Here is a 17,550-nt window from a genome sequence, read left to right on the forward strand (position 1 = left end):
TAGTATGAAAAACATGGAAACCACGCAGTAAAGAACAAATCTGAAAAGGGTCAATTGGGATGTTTGACCTAAATGAAACTTAAAGCCGTACGAGGGATAGACTATGAATATGCTGACACTAGACAAAACAGAACTTCACAGAAACCATTCAACATTTATTGCTGAAGCTGTCTTTGCCGTCGAAATGGTGAAAGCAGACAAGCAAGTCGAAAAACAAATAATGGCGAAACAGTTGCTTGATACTCTATTTCCTCTAGAGACAGGTTCGCATGAAGATGTAGTGAGCTACGAGATTGACTACCGACATGTTCAGGTTTACTTCAAAAATGGCGAACATACAGGCCTGAAACGTGCTAAGCACTTTGTAGCTTACACAGGTGATAAATCTAAGCCTTCAGCAATCCTATTCCGTGATGAAAGTGGTACGCACGTTGAAGTGACGATTGGCGCCCGAAAAGGCACAGGTAACCTTGAGCTTGTTGATATTGAAGATATCCAACTAGAGACATGCACTACCTTCGGCCAAACAGACGCAAGCATTTCTTCTGGAATCCGACACTGGGTGAGTCTAGTAAAAGGCGACGAAAGCGGCCGACCAAACGCATCAAGTGAAGACAAAGAGTTCACCGCGAAAAATGGTGATGACTACAATCTTGGATTTTGTTTCGCACTCTAATATCGAGCGCTGCAGTACGCAGTGCTAATATCCATTTCTCTTTTACCTTTGGTAATTTCCCCGCCCCTATAGCGGGGCTTTTTTGTTAGAGCTATAAATAAATTAGGCTGTTGTTAAATTTATCTTTAGAAAGTTTGAATGAGATTTTACGGTGCGATATTTTATTTTAAATTGTTGTATTTAAAGGTTTTTGCTCTTTTATTTTATTCTGTTTTTATTGGGTTAACTATCACTATCAGCGGTGGTTTGGCTGACTATTGAGCTAAAACTCAGTCAAAATGCTTTGAGCTGTGCTATAATGCGCGCCTTGGGATTGAGCCAGTAAGTCCATTTGTCACTAATTATTGTGATTTTTATTGCCTTTTATTTAGGCGGTTCGGCGAGCCAATCAAGTAGTAATTGGATACGGAGAGCGTCCTTATATTCGTTGATTCGGATATGCGAACATCATAATTTATGAGTTTTAAATCAAAAAAATACAGTATTGATTCTACTGACTATCAAGTTGGTCAAGATAACGTCAGTAAATGGGGCATGGATGTCCATAACACAGTCTTCGTAGCCTCAGTAGGCTTATCTCTTCTCTTCATCATCACTCTTCTTGCTCTTCCTCCTGCAGATGCCAAAGCTGCGATTGATTCTATCAAGGGTGCTGTTTTGTCAAAGTTTGACTTCCTCTTTATGTGGGGAGCCAACATCATGTTAGTTTTTGCCGTTATTCTTGCATTCTCACCTTTAGGTAAAGTTCGCTTAGGTGGCGAAGATGCAACTGCGGATTATTCAATGTCATCTTGGATTGCGATGTTATTCGCTGCGGGTATGGGTATTGGACTTATTTTCTGGGGTGTTGCAGAGCCAACCGCGTTCTTCACCAACTGGTTCGGAACGCCACTCGATGCAGAACCTTTTACGGCAGCCGGCCGTGAACTGGCACTCGGTGCGACCGTATTCCACTGGGGCTTCCATGCTTGGGCTATTTATGGCATGACGGCACTTTGCCTTGCGTATTTTGTTTACAACAAAGGCTTACCGCTATCAATGCGTTCTGTGTTCTACCCAATTTTGGGTGAGCGAGTATGGGGCAAAACCGGTGATGTGATTGATGTACTAACGGTACTGGTTACTCTGTTTGGCCTTGCGACTTCACTAGGCTTAGGTGGTACACAAGCAGCAAGTGGTATCAGCCACGTGTTTGGCTTGGATAACAACATCTTCCTTCAGCAATCTATCATCGTTCTGATCATGGGCTTAGCGATCATCTCTGTGCTACGTGGTATGGACGGTGGTGTTAAGTTCCTAAGTAACCTAAACATGGTTATTGCGTTCGTATTCCTCGGTCTTATCGCTGTATTGAACTTTACGACAGTGCTTGATTCTGTCGCGACTGCGGCAACGGGCTATGTGAAAAATATCGTAGCTTTGAGCCAAAGCTCTGGCCGTGAAGATACAACATGGCTGCATGGCTGGACAGTGTTCTACTGGGCATGGTGGGTTGCGTATGCACCATTCTTCGGTATGTTCGTAGCGCGCATTTCTAAGGGGCGTACGGTTCGCGAGTTCCTACTTTGCGTACTGATTATCCCAACATTGGTAACGTCGGCTTGGATGTCGATCTTCGGTGGCGTGGCTATCGAGCAAGTAATTAACCATGTGGGACAACTTGGCCTCGACCAAGGTATTACAGACGTATCTCTAAGCTTGTTCTACATGCTAGATGCTTACTCATTCGGTAGCATTCTGTCAGTTCTCGCAGTCGCACTGATCATTGTGTTCTTTGTTACAACGCTAGACTCAGGCTCTATCGTTATCGATGGCATGACAGCGGGTGGTAAACTAGAAGTACCAGTGAAACAGAAAGTGGTTTGGGCGGTTATCTCAGGCGCTATTGCAATGGTAATGCTGTGGATTGGTGGTACTCAATCTATCCAAGCTCTGCAATCGATCACGATCATTGCAGCACTGCCGTTTACGATCATTCTTCTGATTGGTTGTTTCAGCTTGTTGAAAGGTCTACTGACTGAAGTAGATAAAGAGCAAGCAAGCGTTAGCGAAACGGCTAACTAAAGAAACCAAGCAGGGAGTTAGTGAATGACTCCTCGCTAAGCGTGATTTCAAAGCTCTCTTGCATTGTATAAGGGAGCTTTTTTATGCCTGAGAAGAAATTAGAGACAAGCAGAAAGGACAAAAAGAGGCATAAGTGAATCGTCACTTGTGGCTCTTTTTTAGTTTTAGGGATTAGCTCTAGGGAGCTAGGTATTAGTTTACGCGTTTAATTCGTGCTGAATTACGTAATCCAAAGCACCGACTACCGCAGCAACTTGAGCGTCATTACACTCTTCGTCTGTCACTTTGTCGCTGTCCGGGTAAACCTCAGTGGTTGTGCCGTACTTACAATCAGTCACACCGCCACATAAGCCAAGCGTCTTCATTGGGTAGTTAATTACACCATGTTGAGTAACTTCAGAACCAATGATCTTGCCGTCTGCATCTGCTGGTGCAATGTGCGTTACTTTTTCAACTGAAGCAATTACCGCCGCTTGGAATTCAGGCTGCGGATTCTCAGTATCACCAACTGTGTAGAAGCCGTCAGGGATCATACCTTCAATGTACTCAATACCATCACGCGCTGCGAGTGCTGGTCGGAATTCTGTTTCGTCAGAATCCGTTGTTTCGTGTAGATCAACGTGAACCAACACTTCTGGTAAAGAAGCGACTAACGCACGTAGGTTTGCTGATTCTTCTGCTGGCGTACCGTCGTAGAAAGAGCGGTTTGGATCGACAGCATTTGGGTTCCAACGGTTGATCACTTCGTAACCCCAAGGACTCACACAAGGTGCAACAACAATGTTGAAGTGCGCTGCATATTTCTCTGCTTGAGTTGCGGCGAACTTGATCGCGCCATGCACACCACTGGTTTCGTAACCGTGAACACCACCGGTTACAAGGATAGTTGGTTTTGATGCGTCCCAGTTTTTGCTTTTGATTGCGAAAAGCGGGAAGCGACCTTCATCGTAGCTCAATGCGCCGTATTGCTCGATGTCAAAGCGGTCTGCCAATGCTTGGATTTTTGGCACGACTTCTTGCTGGTATTCACGCTTAACGGTTCTTTGAGCGAACCATGCTTGACGTTCTGCTTCTTGCCATTTTTGTCCTGGCTCACCAATTGGGTAGGAGTATTCACTTTTCATCTATACTTCTTCTTTTATGTTCGCGAAAGATGAAGACAGACTAGTCCTGTCTAGCTGAGACGGCAATAGAAAACACAACTTGTGACTCTATTTTTTACAGACTCATAACTTTGATGACTGGATTGATGGTGTTACATTTTATCAATTGTTTAATCCCTTAAAAGAGACCATAAAATGGCTGGAGCAAGTTTATTAACGCTACTGGATGACATTGCAACCGTGCTGGATGATGTCGCACTGATGTCTAAGGTTGCCGCGAAAAAAACCGCTGGTGTGCTGGGGGATGATTTAGCGCTGAATGCCCAGCAGGTATCTGGTGTTTCTGCTGAACGAGAGATCCCAGTGGTGTGGGCGGTTGCCAAAGGCTCATTTAAAAACAAGTTGATTTTGGTGCCCGCGGCATTATTGATCAGTGCCTTTATTCCTTGGCTGATCATGCCTTTGCTTTTGATTGGTGGTCTGTTTCTTTGTTTTGAAGGTGCCGAGAAAATCTTAGAGAAGCTCTTTCCTCATGCTCATCAAGACGATGAAAAGGGGGAGGACACAAGTACTGGTGAATCCATAGAGGAATATGAGAAGAGAAAGGTCGCAGGCGCGATTCGTACCGACTTCATCTTATCCGCAGAAATCATAGTGATAGCATTGGGTACTGTGACAGGTACAAGTATCCTTACTCAGGTTCTTGTCGTAAGTTTAATTGCAGTTGTGATGACGATTGGTGTTTATGGTTTAGTGGCAGGGATCGTTAAGTTGGACGACTTAGGTTTCTACCTTCAACGCACATCTAACGGTAGTGCAGTAAAAACAAAGCTTGGCAATGGGCTTGTTGTCTTTGCGCCAAAGTTAATGAAGACGCTTGCGGTGGTTGGGACGGCTGCGATGTTCTTGGTTGGTGGTGGTATTGTGGTGCACAACGTTCCTGCGATTCATCACTTAATTGAGCCAATTATTATGGATTTTCGTGGACATACGATAGCGACAGCGGTTGTACCAACGCTATTGAACGGTGTTATTGGTGTCTTAGCTGGATTGATCGTTGTTGCTGTTTGGACTGCGATTGGGAAAATTCGCGGTAAGTAATCTCTCATTATTGATCTTAATAAAATTATCTCTCTACGAAACGAAAAAGGGGCACCATAATCATTATGGTGCCCCTTTTAATCTAATGGGTCGTGTTTAATTAACACCACGCTCTTATTTTACAATATAAGCGCTTATTTTTACCGACCAAGCGTTTACTTTACAGACCAAGCAATCGTCTCGCCGCCACGGATTGGCACAACGATGTCTGAACCGAAAGGCATGGTTTCAGCAACGTTCCATTCTTCTTTAACAAGAGTGATGGTGTCCGTGTTGCGTGGAATACCGTAGAAATCTGGGCCATTGTGGCTTGCAAACGCTTCCAAGTTATCAATCTTACCTTCTAAGTCGAATACTTCTGCGTACAGTTCAACGGCAGCGTGTGCTGTGTAAGAACCCGCACAACCACATGCTGACTCTTTTGCACCTTTGGCGTGTGGTGCCGAGTCTGTACCTAAGAAGAACTTCTTGCTGCCACTTGTTGCCGCGTCGATAAGCGCTAATTGGTGAGTGTTACGCTTTAGGATAGGAAGACAGTAGAAGTGTGGCTTAATGCCGCCAACCAACATGTGATTGCGGTTGTAAAGCAAGTGGTGAGCGGTGATGGTTGCAGCAACGTTGTCGTTCGCGTTCTTCACGAAGTTTGCAGCATCAGCAGTTGTGATGTGCTCTAGAACGATCTTCAGGTTAGGGAAGTCATTAACAATCGGCGCTAGCACTGTATCTAGGAACTGCTTCTCACGGTCGAAGATATCAACATCGTGAGTGGTTACTTCACCATGAACCAGTAGCAGCATACCCACTTCTTGCATTGCTTCTAACACGTGGTAAATCTTTTGCGCTGACGTTACACCTGAATCTGAGTTAGTTGTTGCGCCTGCTGGGTAAAGTTTTGCAGCCACTACTGCACCAGACTCTTTCGCTTTACGAATTTCATCAGGTGTTGTGTTGTCTGTCAGGTAAAGTGCCATTAGAGGCTGGAATTGCTCGCTTGGTTGCTCTGCCATGATGCGCTCACGGTAAGCTAAAGCCATTTCGGTATCGGTTACCGGTGGGATGGTGTTTGGCATGATTAACGCTCGACCATTGTAGCGGCTGATATCGCGCACAGTATCCTTTAATACTTCGCCATCGCGTAGATGAACGTGCCAGTCGTCAGGACGAGTAATCGTAAGTTGTGTCATTGAAGGCTCCCACCAATTTAAGTGTTATGTAGTTGGAGCCTAAACTCAGCGAAATCTGTGAAAGCAATCGCTTACGTTTAGGCGACAGGATGATAGTGGAAAAGTACTTTCATTTCATCCTATTTTTAACTCTTCAGGGCTAGGAGCTTGTTTTTATGGCGTTTTAATTTGGTATTTATTTTTGGATACGGGTTAGCGAGTCGCCACCCAGAGTCCGTGGATCATTCCTGGTACCCAGAAGAAGAAGGTCAGGACGATGTTAATCAGCAAATCTTTACCTGCGCCACGAGCGAAGAACACGCCAACAGGCGGAAGCAGTACACATAAAATGATAATGACGAGTTTGTTCATGATAAATCCTTTTTATTCAATGAAAGTTCAATGCATTAATCGTGTTCAAAGTATAGAACGTATGGGGTTCTAATCTGGTAGGTATCACAGTGTATGCACTTTCTGGGTTTGCTTAATTACTTTGTGTTAAGTTCTGATTATTCCACTGTGTTGTTTTTATAAGAGTTATTATTTCAGGATGAGAAAGAAGTGTCGCAGTATCAATTTCATACAAACAATGTTCGAATGCTCGGTTACCCAATTTAAAACCTCCGGTATCTGACTCAATATCAAACGCTACCTTCGTGAATCCAAGTTGTTCTAAAATTTGTCCACTTTCAGGTAGGGCATTAAAGAAGTAATAACGTTGCACATTTGAATAGCGGATTAGATTTATATACTGAGAAACTAACATGCACCTAAACACCTCGAAACTAGTAGAGTAACGGTTATAGTTACAGACGGCTAGTGGAGTCGTACTTTTATAACTGACAGTCTTTTTTAGGTTGATGTTGAAGTTTTTGGAATGGATTGCCTTGTCAAAATATTCACTTTCAAAGATAAAACTAAGTGAATGGCCTATAAGTTGCCCACTTTTTGTCGTAAACCTTTTGAAAATAGCTCGTTTGTTTTGCTGATAGTCGTATAAATTGATGTCGAATAGACCTTTGGGAATATAGCTGGCCGTTTCGTAAAAAGCTTTAAGGTTATATAGTATTTTATCATCGTCTTTCAGAAGAAGTGGCAACTCAGTAATCAAACATACTTGTGGCTTTTGCGTCGTTTCGTAATTTGACGATGAAAGCCTGCTCAGCTGGTTATTAAAACGTAGTCTAGAAAATTCATTTAATAATTTTGATTCGTTTGGGTTTGGTATTAATTCATAAAAATCGCTCAAGTCAAGTTGTAAGCAACGCAAGATTCTAAGGCACTTGGCAAGCGTTGGCTTAGTTCTTCCTCTTTCCCAGCGGCTTAGCGTTACTACGTCTACAGAGCGAAACTCTTCATCTGCAAGGTTTAACTTAACAGCAAGTTCATTCTGAGTAAGGCCAAGTGAGAGTCTCAATTCCTTTAAATAGTCACCAAACATCCATTATCTCTATGTGTAATTTGACTTCATTGAAGTATAGCTAGTCAAGATGGATTATGGCGTCTTTTTAGTAACATACCTAAAGGTAGCTGACTCATAAATTCATTTAACTGCTTGTGTTCTCGTCCTCTTCTGGTGTCAGGAAATAGGCATTCAAAGCAACATGTGATTTGTTCGTGCTAAACATTGCCATCTATTGCTCTGTAGTATCGATCAATCACAAAAAGAGGTTTGTTTATGAATACGAGCATGTTGTCTGAAAATTTGCAAGCCGAAGCACTTATTGAAGATGTTGACCAGGGATTGTTTTACCCTGTCTTTCAACCGATAACTAATGGCAATGGAACTGTCGGTGCTGAGGTTTTATTACGTTGGGAAAGAGGGCATGACGTTGAATCGTCAATCCGCTGTCTATTAGACTCTGAGAAGATTGCATGGTTTACACAAAAATTCTTACTCGCTGTGTCGAAAGAGCTTTTGTCTCGTAAGACTGATATAGAGTTTCTAACGATTAATATCTCTCCATTACATGTTTTGAGCTTTACTTTTATTCGTGATATTTACCCAATTTGGCAGGCATGCAATAAGTTAGGTATCACCCTTTGGATTGAGATTACAGAAAATGAACAATATCCAGAAGGTATAGATAAGAAACGGATGGTCTCACAGTTTGGAGTATGTCGAGGCCTTGGGATTAAGATTGCGTTAGACGATTATGGCAGCGGATATAACGTTGGTGAAGCTCTACTTCGTGTAGTTAAACCAAACGTGTTAAAGATTGATAGGTCTTTAATGAGAAACAGGAGTGAGCATTCGGCTTTTTGGGAGCGTCTTAGGTTTTTATCTCGAAAATATCAAATTGAATTGCTGTCAGAAGGGATTGAAAGTTATGAAGACCTGCGTTTTGCCAAGGCACAGGGCATAGCTTACTTCCAAGGGTATTACTTGGGTAAGCCGGGCTCACTGAATCAGTTGTCAAAAAAACATACAGCATATTGCTCATCTCCTTAAATGTAGTTTTGGGTTCATTGTGTTTATTGAACCGTAAGGGGACTTGGAGCTGAAGTTGAATTTTGTTGGTTGTTATAGCAAGAAAATATTGATGCTGTTGGATAACAAAGGGGCGATATTAGTTTGTCTGGCATCATCGTCGTTAGCTTCTAAGATTGTAGATCTACTAGAACATATTGTGACTCTAACATTTTACCTATGTCTACTTAGTATCAAGTGTTTAATAGCTGCCAGTTTATCTATTTATAACCATTTGTTAGCATTGGGACAAACTACAAAACATTGGAATCGTTATGTCGCAGTCACCTCTAGATCGAAAGGCTTCAGAGCAAGCTCCTTCCTTATCTCAAATCAACGTGTTTCCGGTTAAATCAGTAGGCGGAATTGCGCTTTCGTCTGCTTGGGTTGAAAAGCAGGGTCTAACTTTTGACAGACGTTTCATGCTGGCATTAGCTGACGGTTCAATGGTTACCGCGCGTAAATATCCGAAAATGGTCAAGGTGTCTTCAAGCTTGCAGCCAGATGGTTTGATTTTTACTTACGAAGGCAAAGAGCCGCTGCGCCTCAAGTATGCAAACTTCAAGATGCAAGAAGCACCAGCAACGGTGTGGAAAGACAGCTTCACGGCATACACGACATGTGATGAAGCCGATGATTGGTTTAGTGATGTGTTGGGCGTGCGTGTTGAATTACTGTTTTCGGGTGAACAATCGAATCGTGTTCGTGAAAAGTTGGGTCATAACGTGAGCTTTGCCGACGGCTATCCAATGTTAATCATCAGCCAAGCTTCTCTTGATGAGTTGAATCGTCGCAGCCCTGAAACCCATTCAATGGATCAGTTCCGTACCAACTTTGTTATTTCAAATACAGAAGCCTTTGCTGAAGATGGCTGGAAGCGTATCCGAATTGGTGAGGTTGAATTCGAAGCGGTGAAGCCTTGTGAGCGCTGTATCCTAACGACAGTCGATGTTGAGAGTGGCGAATTTAGAACGACAAAAGAGCCGCTCAATACTTTTTCTAAATTCAGAGCTAATGAACGCGGTGGTGTTTTCTTTGGCCAGAACCTTGTGGCGAAAAATGAAGGCCTGGTGAAAGCGGGTGACGTGGTGGAAGTACTCGAAACCAAAGAGAAAGAGCACTATGAAGACACATGGGTAGAGTCGCTGCACTTAACTTGTGTCGAGCGTGAAGAGATCGCTCGAGACTTTACAACTTTCTGGCTAGAGCCAGCGAAAGAGAACCATTCATTACCAAGCTATCAGCCGGGGCAGCACCTACCGATTGAAATGGTGATTAATGGCGAGAAAGTGTCTCGTCGTTACACACTATCTTCTAGCCCATCTCGTGTAGGTCGCTTAGCTATTTCTGTGAAGCGAGTGGACGATGGTCAAATCTCAAACTGGCTCAATGATCACTTCCAAGTAGGTGACACGCTTGTTGCTCAAAATCCAGATGGCGCTTTCTATTTAGAAGAAAATCCAACGCACCCACTACTGCTTTTGTCTGCGGGTAGCGGTATTACGCCAATGTTGTCGATGCTTCGTTATTTGGCCGACCATGGTCAGATTGATGATGTGGTTTTCTATCACCAATGCAGCAGCGAAGAAGACATTCCTTATCAAGCTGAGATCGATAAGATTGCCAACGAGCATGCAGGTTTACGTGTGATTTATTCGCTAAGCCAACCAGCTAAAGAGTGGGATGGTTTATCTGGACGTTTGGGCGTGTCTCATGTCGCTAAAATTGAAGAGTTACACAAACGTCAGGCCTTCGTGTGTGGCCCTGATGGCTTCATGGATAATGCTAAGAAACTGTTGATTCAAATGGGGCTTAATCCTCAGCACTACCACCAAGAAGCGTTTGGTGTTGCTCAGTCTACTGAAGAGGCTGTGAAACAACTGCAGTTAAGTGTGAACGGTTACCTGTTTGAAGGTAATAACCAATCAACCCTGCTAGAGCAAGCTGAGTCGGCCGGTGTGTCTATCGCTTCTAGCTGTCGTGCTGGTTTCTGTGGCGCTTGTAAAGTGACCCTTGAGTCTGGGCAAGTTCACCAACCTGATGTGCCTGCATTACAAGAGCATGAGCGCAACATGGGGCAGATACTGGCGTGTTGCAGTGTGCCTCAAACTGATATCGAAGTTGTGGATTAACGACTCGTTAGGTCAAAAGGACAAGCACTAAACAGAAAAGGCCGGAAGCTCACTAAAATGAATTTCTGGCCTTTTGGATTCTGAGATTAATTCAAAAATTAATCGTAGATCGTTGGGATTGGTTGACGCTTGTGCTGTGTCGCTTTGTAGATGTTTACTAAGCGATCGGATACGTCTTGAGGTACTTCTTTACCTTCAAGGAAATCATCGATTTGGTCATAAGAAAGGTTCAGTGCAGCTTCATCCGCTTTCTGTGGATCAAGCTCTTCGAGATCCGCGGTTGGTACTTTCTTAACAAGTTGCTCTGGAGCACCTAGTGTTGCAGCAAGTTCACGAACTTGACGTTTGTTCAGGCCGAACAAAGGTGCTAAATCACAGGCGCCATCACCGTGTTTAGTGTAGAAGCCTGTGATGTTTTCCGCTGAGTGGTCGGTGCCGATTACAAGGCCGCCAACGTACCCCGCAATTTCGTATTGTGCGATCATGCGAGCGCGAGCTTTCACATTACCTTTCACAAAGTCGATTTTTGCTGAATCTGTTGGTAGCAAGCCTGTATCTTCAAGCGCAACGTGAGATGCAGCGTGAAGCCCATCAACACCTGCTTTAATGTTTACGGAAACAGATTGAGAAGGCTGAATAAAAGACAGAGCAAGCTGTGCTTCGTCTTCATCTTTTTGTTCGCCGTAAGGTAGGCGAACGGCGATGAATTGGTAGTCGTTGCTGCCAGTGCTTTCGTTCAGGCCGTCGATTGCCATTTGCGCTAAACGACCACAGGTAGTCGAATCCACGCCGCCACTGATACCAAGGATCAGAGACTTGCAGCCTGACTGCTGAAGTTTCGTTTTGATAAAGTCCACACGACGAGTCACTTCGAAGTGAGGGTCAATTGAAGGTAGTACGCGCATTTCGTCACGAATTAACTGTTCCATTCGTATTCCTTTCCTGCAAGCAAATTAAAAATCTAGTGTTATCATACCTAAATCATCTGATTTAAAAACCTCTTTGCACAAGCTTAGAAAGAGAAGGCAGTAATTAATAATGGAAAAAATAGCCATTTTCGGTAGTGCGTTTAATCCACCGAGCTTAGGGCACAAAAGTGTGATTGATTCGTTGGCTCACTTTGACAAAATTCTACTGGTTCCAAGTATTGCCCATGCTTGGGGAAAAGAGATGCTAGACTTTGATACGAGATGTCAGTTAGTTAACGCATTTATTAGCGATCTTTCACTGGATCAAGTTGAGCTTTCTTTGATCGAAAAGAGCCTATTTATTCCAGGTGAAAGCGTAACGACTTATGCAGTGCTCAGTGAGCTTCAAAAGTTACATCGTGACGCTGAACTGACGTTTGTTATTGGCCCAGATAACTTCTTTAAGTTCTCATCTTTCTATAAATCAGATGAGATTACCGAGCAGTGGTCTGTAATGGCTTGCCCTGAAAAAGTCAAAATTCGTAGCACAGACATACGTAATGCGTTGATAAGTGGAAGCGATGTGGCAAAACTGAGTACAAAGTCAGTTACAAAGATGTTGCAAGATAGTGGACTGTATCAGATAATGTAAGTTCACTAATCAAGAGGTCAGAGGACTATGCTAAAGCGCGTAATACCAGCGACGATGATCATTGCAGCATGCAGTTTACCTGCTCATGCTGAGTGTGACTTTTTTAGCTTAGATTCGATCATGCTGACCTCTGATGATGAAAATAGCTGTCTAGATTTCTCTACAAGCCTTGAATCTTTCGGTCAACGCATGATGGAAATCAGTGGTCTGAGTGATGATGAACCTGAAAGCACACCGGACTATTGGTCTGACTGGGTTCTTCAAAGTAAAGACACGCCATTGCTGACACAAAGTATTGAATCAAACTATGTTGGTTTGGGTATGTGGTTTCCAGAAGATCTTGAAGATGAACAGTATGATATGTCGACCGAAGAGTGGTTGATGAATCATGGTCTTCAACTCAGCATCGGTTTTGGTGAGAAAGTGGAAGGGCAACCGCGCATGCGCTTTGATTATCGTTGGCATGACTCGCGAGACGCTGACTTAATGATGCAGGTTGAATTGCCTTTCTAGACTGTTAGATAGTTAACCTACGTTAAAATGTTAAGAATTAAAAAAGCCGCAAAACTGAGTTTTGCGGCTTTTTAGCATCTGGTGTTTTTAGCTTGGTTCAAAAACTTGGGTGATAGAGCGACTTGAAGTTCGGCATCACTAGTCTAGTGAGTGAAAAACGGGGCTGGCTCTCTTTGCCTAGAGGTCTTCACCGAACACTAGCATGCACAGCTGTTCGAACTCTTCTTCTTTACCTGAGAACAAATCATCAATCACAAGTGCGCGTTTCTGACCAGATTGCATGCGCTTCTTCGCCTCGCGCATTACCATCACTAAGGTGTGTTCTTGCGGTAGGTTTGAGTCATCAATGTTCCATTGATTGAATCGCTGAGACAAAGCACTTTCACAAAGCAGTGGTTTAAACGCCAATACTTCTTGCTTCAATACAGAAAGCATATCTTTAAACGCTTGCTCGGTATTGTTGGCATTTGAAGTACGAGCTTTGGTTAGCTCTAATTTTTCCAGTAACGCAGAAGAGAGGTTTGTTTGCGTGATGTAGCCCGCTTGTCTCGGGAATGAATCCGTCAAACGCACAGAAAAGTCGACGCGGTTAACCTGAGTGTTTGGAAAGTAGGTCAATGATGTTAGGCAGTCATATGGAATCCAGACGCTTTGTCCTGGTTCAACGGCATACTCTTGTTTACCTAGCTTTATCAAAACCAAGCCACTTTGAACCGATACAAGGCTATGCTTAAGTACTTTCTTGCGTGGTGTGATCACCAAGTGTGAAAAGTAAGCCGATGTATATTCAATAGCAAAGTTCATAGATAGTACCTTAGTTTTGGGGCGTCAAGATTACCGTTAATCTTCAAGAATGCCAACAATAACAGGGGATTTTCGATGTTTCTGGTCTGACCTTGTCAAAAGTATGGGCTCTGTAGCTGCGAGAAGTCAAAACAACGCGTAGAATGAGCCAGCTTTTTATTATATGAATGAAAAAATGACCTCTCCAACCGATCCATATGTTGATATTCGTCCTTACGGCGATGATGAAATTCCAGCGGCACTAAACCGTCTTATTAATGATGAAGAATTTATCAGTGCAATCTTGCATTACCGTTTTTCAAACCATGCGTCTTGGTTCAAAGCATTAATGAGCCCGATTTTGCGCGTGTACTTAAAAATGAAATGGAGCAAGCTGACCAGCGTTGAATCCATTCAGATTGAAGTGAAAAAGTACTTACGTGACACGCTAGCGAAAACCACTAGAGGTGTAACGTACACTGGTGTTGAGTCACTGGATGCGAATCAAGCTTATCTGTTTGTATCAAACCATCGTGACATTGCTATGGATCCTGCGTTGGTAAACTACGCTCTGCATCAAAATAATCATCAGACTTGTCGTATCGCTATTGGTGACAACCTGCTGAAGAAGCCATGTGCGACGGAATTGATGCGTTTAAACAAGAGCTTCATCGTAAAGCGTTCTTTGAAAGGACCGCGTGAGATGATGAAAGCACTAGGGCAGCTGTCTTCTTACATTAAGCATTCTCTAGAAACGGGCAACTCAATCTGGATCGCTCAAAAGGAAGGTCGCGCTAAAGACGGTAACGATTTTACCGAGCCAGCAATCTTGAAAATGTTTCACGTTGAAGGACGTAAGCAAAAAATTGCTTTCCCTGAATACGTGAAGTCATTGAAGATCGTTCCTGTGGCTATTTCTTACGAGAATGACCCATGTGATATGGCTAAAGCGATAGAGCTTTTTGAAAAAGACGTAAACGGCAGTTACGAAAAGGGTGAATTTGAAGATATCGAAAGTATCATTCAAGGTATCATCGGTAATAAAGGTCGTGTTCATGTCGGTTTCGGTCAGGTTATCGACCAAGATTTTGATACGCCAGAAGCATTGGCTGAAGAGATCGATCGTCAGATCCACGATAACTACAAGCTGTTCCCAGTTAACTTGCTAGCAGCGGAAAGAGAAGACGAGTCGATTACCGCTGCGGTTAAGCAAGAGTTTGAAGAGAAGTTATCGACTTTGCCACAAGGCGCTCGTCAATACTTGATCGATAGCTATGCGAACCCAGTGAAGAATATCGGCTAACGAGTGTTAGCAAACAAGTTCACTGATGGAACTGAAAAAGGAGCCTTAGGCTCCTTTTTTGTTGCTGGTCATCTGCTTTTAAGACCTAAAGTTTAGGTTGAACTATCGAGCGACGGCGCCACCGAGTTCTAGGTTTGTTGGCCAAGTCGTAACGTTGTTGCCACCTAGGTATATATTGCCTTTTACTGTCATGGTGTCGGGAAACGTTGTCACTCCAGAACCACCTATATATAAGTCACCATCAATGACTATCCCGTTTGGTAGCTCTGTCAAAGGCGTACGAATCACGCTCAGATCTCCTTTCACTCTAAAGCCATTGGGTAGCCTCTGAAGTGGAGTGTCAGTGAAATTAATGAACCCGCCGACTCTTACGCCTTTTGGCCAGCTGGTGATTTTGCTGCCAATTAAGTCGGCGTAGCCTTTTATTTTAACTCCAGTCGGAACTCGAGAGAGCTGGCTGTTAGACGCTTTGAGGCTACCGTTAACTTCTAAGCCTTTAGGCAGGCGAGTGATCGCCGTGTTTTCTATATTTAGATTGCCATCAACGATTAACCCAGTGGGTAGTGAGGTGTAAGGCTTATTTCGTAAATATAAGTTTCCGTAATTATCCAGATGGTTCAATATTTGATACTGATCGAGTGGTTCTGCAGTCACATTTGTTATGGTTAAAGAACCAATAATAAGTGCAATTATTCGGAGCATAATGGGCTTCTTATTACGATAGACGTTAACACTATAATGAAAAAATTATCCTCGCATAGTGTTTTACTCATTTGTTGGTAGGTAAAAAGGATTAAGAGACAATGAAAGGTAAATCTTTGATTCGAATGAAGCGTGAAATTTTGAAAATTTTTGTGATTTTATCCGCGTTGCTGTGCTCAATATCAGCAAGTGCTAATAAAATAATATCAACGCCTGCAAAGGCGGCAGTCGTCGTCACTCAGAGTGGTTCACAGCAACGAGTTTGTTATTACAATGATAAGGCATATAGTGTCGGTGCTGTCGTTGAGGTATCAGGTGTTGTGATTAAATGTGCGGCTGAAAATGACTTTGAGACTAATGGTGCTCTAGGTTGGGTTGAAATAATAAAAAAAGACGAGCAGTAAACTCGTCTTTTAATTGTATGTGTACAGGCGCTTATATTAACGCGCTAGAGAGCGGGTCTTAAGTTCGAAAATAATCTTCTCGGCGCTGACTTCAAATTTAAAGCGTGCGTGCAATTCTGTGCTTTCTTCTGTCATCTCTGATGCTTCAAACTCAACATTGCTAGACACTTGCTTTGCTAACTCAACATACTTAGCGAATTCAGCTTCAATAAGGGCTTTAGAGTTACCGTAAACCGTTACTTCAGCAACATCGTCGCCTTCTTTGATGATGAAGCCAATTTCGCCTGCGCAACCGCAAGCCTCACATACATCATTGTTACCAATATCTTGGCTCATAAATAATCCTCTTACAAAGTCTGAGGTTATTCTAACGAGCAATTTGAACTGTATCTACAAAAATTAAAACCTTTGAACTAATTTGCACTGGTATGCTATGTTGTTTGTTAAGGTGCTTAATGAATATCTACATTCGCGCCGATAAATATGTATGTGATTTACCTCACGTTTTGTTGAAAAGGAATGTTATTAATTTGTCAGAATATCATTCACTTAGTTGCGCCAGGAATGATTTTATAAGACTATCTATCGCTTGATAGGTATTTATACAATGAATTTTTCGTTGGGTATTTCATATTCTAAGTAGTTATTTAAACTTATCGACTTAGGATTGTAAGGTGATTTTCGAAGAATAATTAGACAAAGTGTCCAAAGAGACATCACTGTAAAATTGTTCGTACATAGTATTTGTGTGAATTTAGTTATAAATACTTGCGAAAAAATACCTTGCTCACATAATGCTGATAACGATTTTCATTCTGACTTCATTTGATTGAGTTAGATGGATTTACAAAGAGAAGAGCCTGAATATGCCAAAGCGTAGTAAAGAAGATACAGAAATCACGATCCAGAAGATCATGGATGCCGTTGTAGACCAGCTATTGAGATTAGGTTACGACAAGATGTCATACACGACGTTGAGTCAACAAACAGGCGTTTCTCGTACAGGTATTAGTCATCACTTTCCAAAGAAAACGGATTTTACTGCTGCTTTAGACGGTCGTATTTTCAAGATGTTCATGGAACACATTGACTTCGAAAATGGCCTTGACGCATTTTCAGCTAGCTGGGTTGCAGCACTTGAAGACGCTGAGTTCCTAGCAATCTTACGTTTACTTTTCCATCATATCGTTACTGCTGAGAGTGCTCATGAGTTCGCTGCAAACGGTATTGATCGTCTATACAAGCTGACTGAAACTCAGTTTGGTGATACTAGCGGTAAAGAACTTGAGTGGTTGATTGGTAAATCATTGATTCGAATGAGCCAATAATCAACACACAATGAAAGAAGCTCCTACGGGGGCTTTTTTTGTACCTGCAATTTCATTTATCTCACTTTTTTTCTCTCGCTCTCACTCCGCTGCCGCTAACTCTATTTAGTTCCAATTGAAGTTATTTCTCTTCTTTTTAAATGCTTACGTTTGCGTCTTATATTCAATCTTACTTGCAAAAAACTAAGCAACACTAACTGATATTGTTGATTTCTAGAGCCTCAAACGCTCGGAGTGAGACGTTGTGG

General features: G+C 42.7%; 18 protein-coding genes. 10 read left to right on the forward strand and 8 right to left on the reverse strand.

Features of this window, described 5'->3' with window-relative positions; genetic code table 11:
• Window positions 1-103 precede the first annotated feature (103 nt).
• Window positions 104-676, forward strand: a complete 573-nt coding sequence (locus ATB74_RS03005) for a malate synthase (protein ID WP_060980547.1) — start codon at window positions 104-106, stop codon at window positions 674-676.
• 456 nt (window positions 677-1,132) lie between these two features.
• Window positions 1,133-2,740 carry a BCCT family transporter gene (locus ATB74_RS03010; RefSeq protein WP_060980546.1) on the forward strand — a complete coding sequence of 536 codons (1,608 nt, stop codon included), beginning with the start codon at window positions 1,133-1,135 and terminating at the stop codon, window positions 2,738-2,740.
• A 197-nt stretch (window positions 2,741-2,937) separates the two neighbouring features.
• Here ATB74_RS03010 and ATB74_RS03015 read toward each other — a convergent pair whose 3' ends face one another.
• Window positions 2,938-3,864, reverse strand: a complete 927-nt coding sequence (locus ATB74_RS03015; protein WP_061016440.1) for a M14 family metallopeptidase — start codon at window positions 3,862-3,864, stop codon at window positions 2,938-2,940.
• 174 nt (window positions 3,865-4,038) lie between these two features.
• Here ATB74_RS03015 and ATB74_RS03020 point away from each other — a divergent pair, with 174 nt between their 5' ends.
• Complete coding sequence (locus ATB74_RS03020) at window positions 4,039-4,944, forward strand: DUF808 domain-containing protein (RefSeq protein WP_061016442.1); 906 nt, start codon at window positions 4,039-4,041, stop codon at window positions 4,942-4,944.
• Window positions 4,945-5,099: 155 nt separating this feature from the next.
• Here the strand turns inward: ATB74_RS03020 and pyrC are convergent, their stop codons facing one another.
• The 3 genes from pyrC to ATB74_RS03030 form a co-directional block, all read right to left on the reverse strand.
• Window positions 5,100-6,128: a dihydroorotase gene (pyrC, locus tag ATB74_RS03025; RefSeq protein ID WP_061016444.1), complete on the reverse strand. Its 1,029-nt coding sequence runs from the start codon at window positions 6,126-6,128 to the stop codon at window positions 5,100-5,102.
• A gap of 192 nt (window positions 6,129-6,320) precedes the next feature.
• Window positions 6,321-6,479, reverse strand: a complete 159-nt coding sequence (locus tag ATB74_RS23630) for a YqaE/Pmp3 family membrane protein (protein WP_008215717.1) — start codon at window positions 6,477-6,479, stop codon at window positions 6,321-6,323.
• Between the two features lie 112 nt (window positions 6,480-6,591).
• Window positions 6,592-7,548 carry a helix-turn-helix domain-containing protein gene (locus ATB74_RS03030; RefSeq protein WP_061016446.1) on the reverse strand — a complete coding sequence of 319 codons (957 nt, stop codon included), beginning with the start codon at window positions 7,546-7,548 and terminating at the stop codon, window positions 6,592-6,594.
• Between the two features lie 237 nt (window positions 7,549-7,785).
• On the opposite strand from ATB74_RS03030, the gene ATB74_RS03035 reads away from it, so the two are divergent.
• Window positions 7,786-8,559, forward strand: coding sequence for an EAL domain-containing protein (locus tag ATB74_RS03035; RefSeq protein WP_061016448.1), 774 nt, complete (start codon window positions 7,786-7,788; stop codon window positions 8,557-8,559).
• Between the two features lie 293 nt (window positions 8,560-8,852).
• The gene (locus ATB74_RS03040) at window positions 8,853-10,709 is read left to right on the forward strand and encodes a hybrid-cluster NAD(P)-dependent oxidoreductase (protein ID WP_061016450.1); all 1,857 of its coding nucleotides are present in this window, start codon (window positions 8,853-8,855) and stop codon (window positions 10,707-10,709) included.
• 98 nt (window positions 10,710-10,807) lie between these two features.
• Here ATB74_RS03040 and nadE read toward each other — a convergent pair whose 3' ends face one another.
• Complete coding sequence (gene nadE, locus ATB74_RS03045; protein ID WP_060980541.1) at window positions 10,808-11,638, reverse strand: ammonia-dependent NAD(+) synthetase; 831 nt, start codon at window positions 11,636-11,638, stop codon at window positions 10,808-10,810.
• Between the two features lie 109 nt (window positions 11,639-11,747).
• On the opposite strand from nadE, the gene ATB74_RS03050 reads away from it, so the two are divergent.
• Both ATB74_RS03050 and ATB74_RS03055 read left to right on the forward strand, forming a co-directional pair.
• Window positions 11,748-12,269, forward strand: coding sequence for a nicotinate-nicotinamide nucleotide adenylyltransferase (locus ATB74_RS03050; RefSeq protein WP_060980540.1), 522 nt, complete (start codon window positions 11,748-11,750; stop codon window positions 12,267-12,269).
• A 27-nt stretch (window positions 12,270-12,296) separates the two neighbouring features.
• The gene (locus ATB74_RS03055) at window positions 12,297-12,782 is read left to right on the forward strand and encodes a hypothetical protein (RefSeq protein ID WP_061016452.1); all 486 of its coding nucleotides are present in this window, start codon (window positions 12,297-12,299) and stop codon (window positions 12,780-12,782) included.
• A 177-nt stretch (window positions 12,783-12,959) separates the two neighbouring features.
• Here the strand turns inward: ATB74_RS03055 and ATB74_RS03060 are convergent, their stop codons facing one another.
• A complete protein-coding gene (locus ATB74_RS03060) occupies window positions 12,960-13,586 on the reverse strand; it encodes a hypothetical protein (RefSeq protein WP_061016454.1) in 627 nt (208 codons plus the stop codon).
• A 175-nt stretch (window positions 13,587-13,761) separates the two neighbouring features.
• On the opposite strand from ATB74_RS03060, the gene ATB74_RS03065 reads away from it, so the two are divergent.
• Complete coding sequence (locus tag ATB74_RS03065; RefSeq protein ID WP_061017711.1) at window positions 13,762-14,868, forward strand: 1-acyl-sn-glycerol-3-phosphate acyltransferase; 1,107 nt, start codon at window positions 13,762-13,764, stop codon at window positions 14,866-14,868.
• A 102-nt stretch (window positions 14,869-14,970) separates the two neighbouring features.
• Here the strand turns inward: ATB74_RS03065 and ATB74_RS03070 are convergent, their stop codons facing one another.
• Window positions 14,971-15,570 carry a hypothetical protein gene (locus tag ATB74_RS03070; protein ID WP_061016456.1) on the reverse strand — a complete coding sequence of 200 codons (600 nt, stop codon included), beginning with the start codon at window positions 15,568-15,570 and terminating at the stop codon, window positions 14,971-14,973.
• Between the two features lie 101 nt (window positions 15,571-15,671).
• On the opposite strand from ATB74_RS03070, the gene ATB74_RS03075 reads away from it, so the two are divergent.
• A complete protein-coding gene (locus tag ATB74_RS03075) occupies window positions 15,672-15,974 on the forward strand; it encodes a YnjH family protein (protein WP_061016459.1) in 303 nt (100 codons plus the stop codon).
• 36 nt (window positions 15,975-16,010) lie between these two features.
• On the opposite strand, the gene ATB74_RS03080 is transcribed toward ATB74_RS03075, so the two are convergent.
• On the reverse strand, window positions 16,011-16,310 hold the full coding sequence (locus ATB74_RS03080) for a YfcZ/YiiS family protein (RefSeq protein ID WP_017062761.1): 300 nt from the start codon (window positions 16,308-16,310) through the stop codon (window positions 16,011-16,013).
• A 530-nt stretch (window positions 16,311-16,840) separates the two neighbouring features.
• Between ATB74_RS03080 and ATB74_RS03085 the strand changes: the two genes are divergently transcribed.
• Window positions 16,841-17,302 carry a TetR/AcrR family transcriptional regulator gene (locus ATB74_RS03085; protein WP_004731875.1) on the forward strand — a complete coding sequence of 154 codons (462 nt, stop codon included), beginning with the start codon at window positions 16,841-16,843 and terminating at the stop codon, window positions 17,300-17,302.
• Window positions 17,303-17,550 lie beyond the last annotated feature (248 nt).

The organism is Vibrio splendidus, from assembly GCF_001557875.1.
GTDB classification, from domain to species: domain Bacteria; phylum Pseudomonadota; class Gammaproteobacteria; order Enterobacterales; family Vibrionaceae; genus Vibrio; species Vibrio splendidus_F.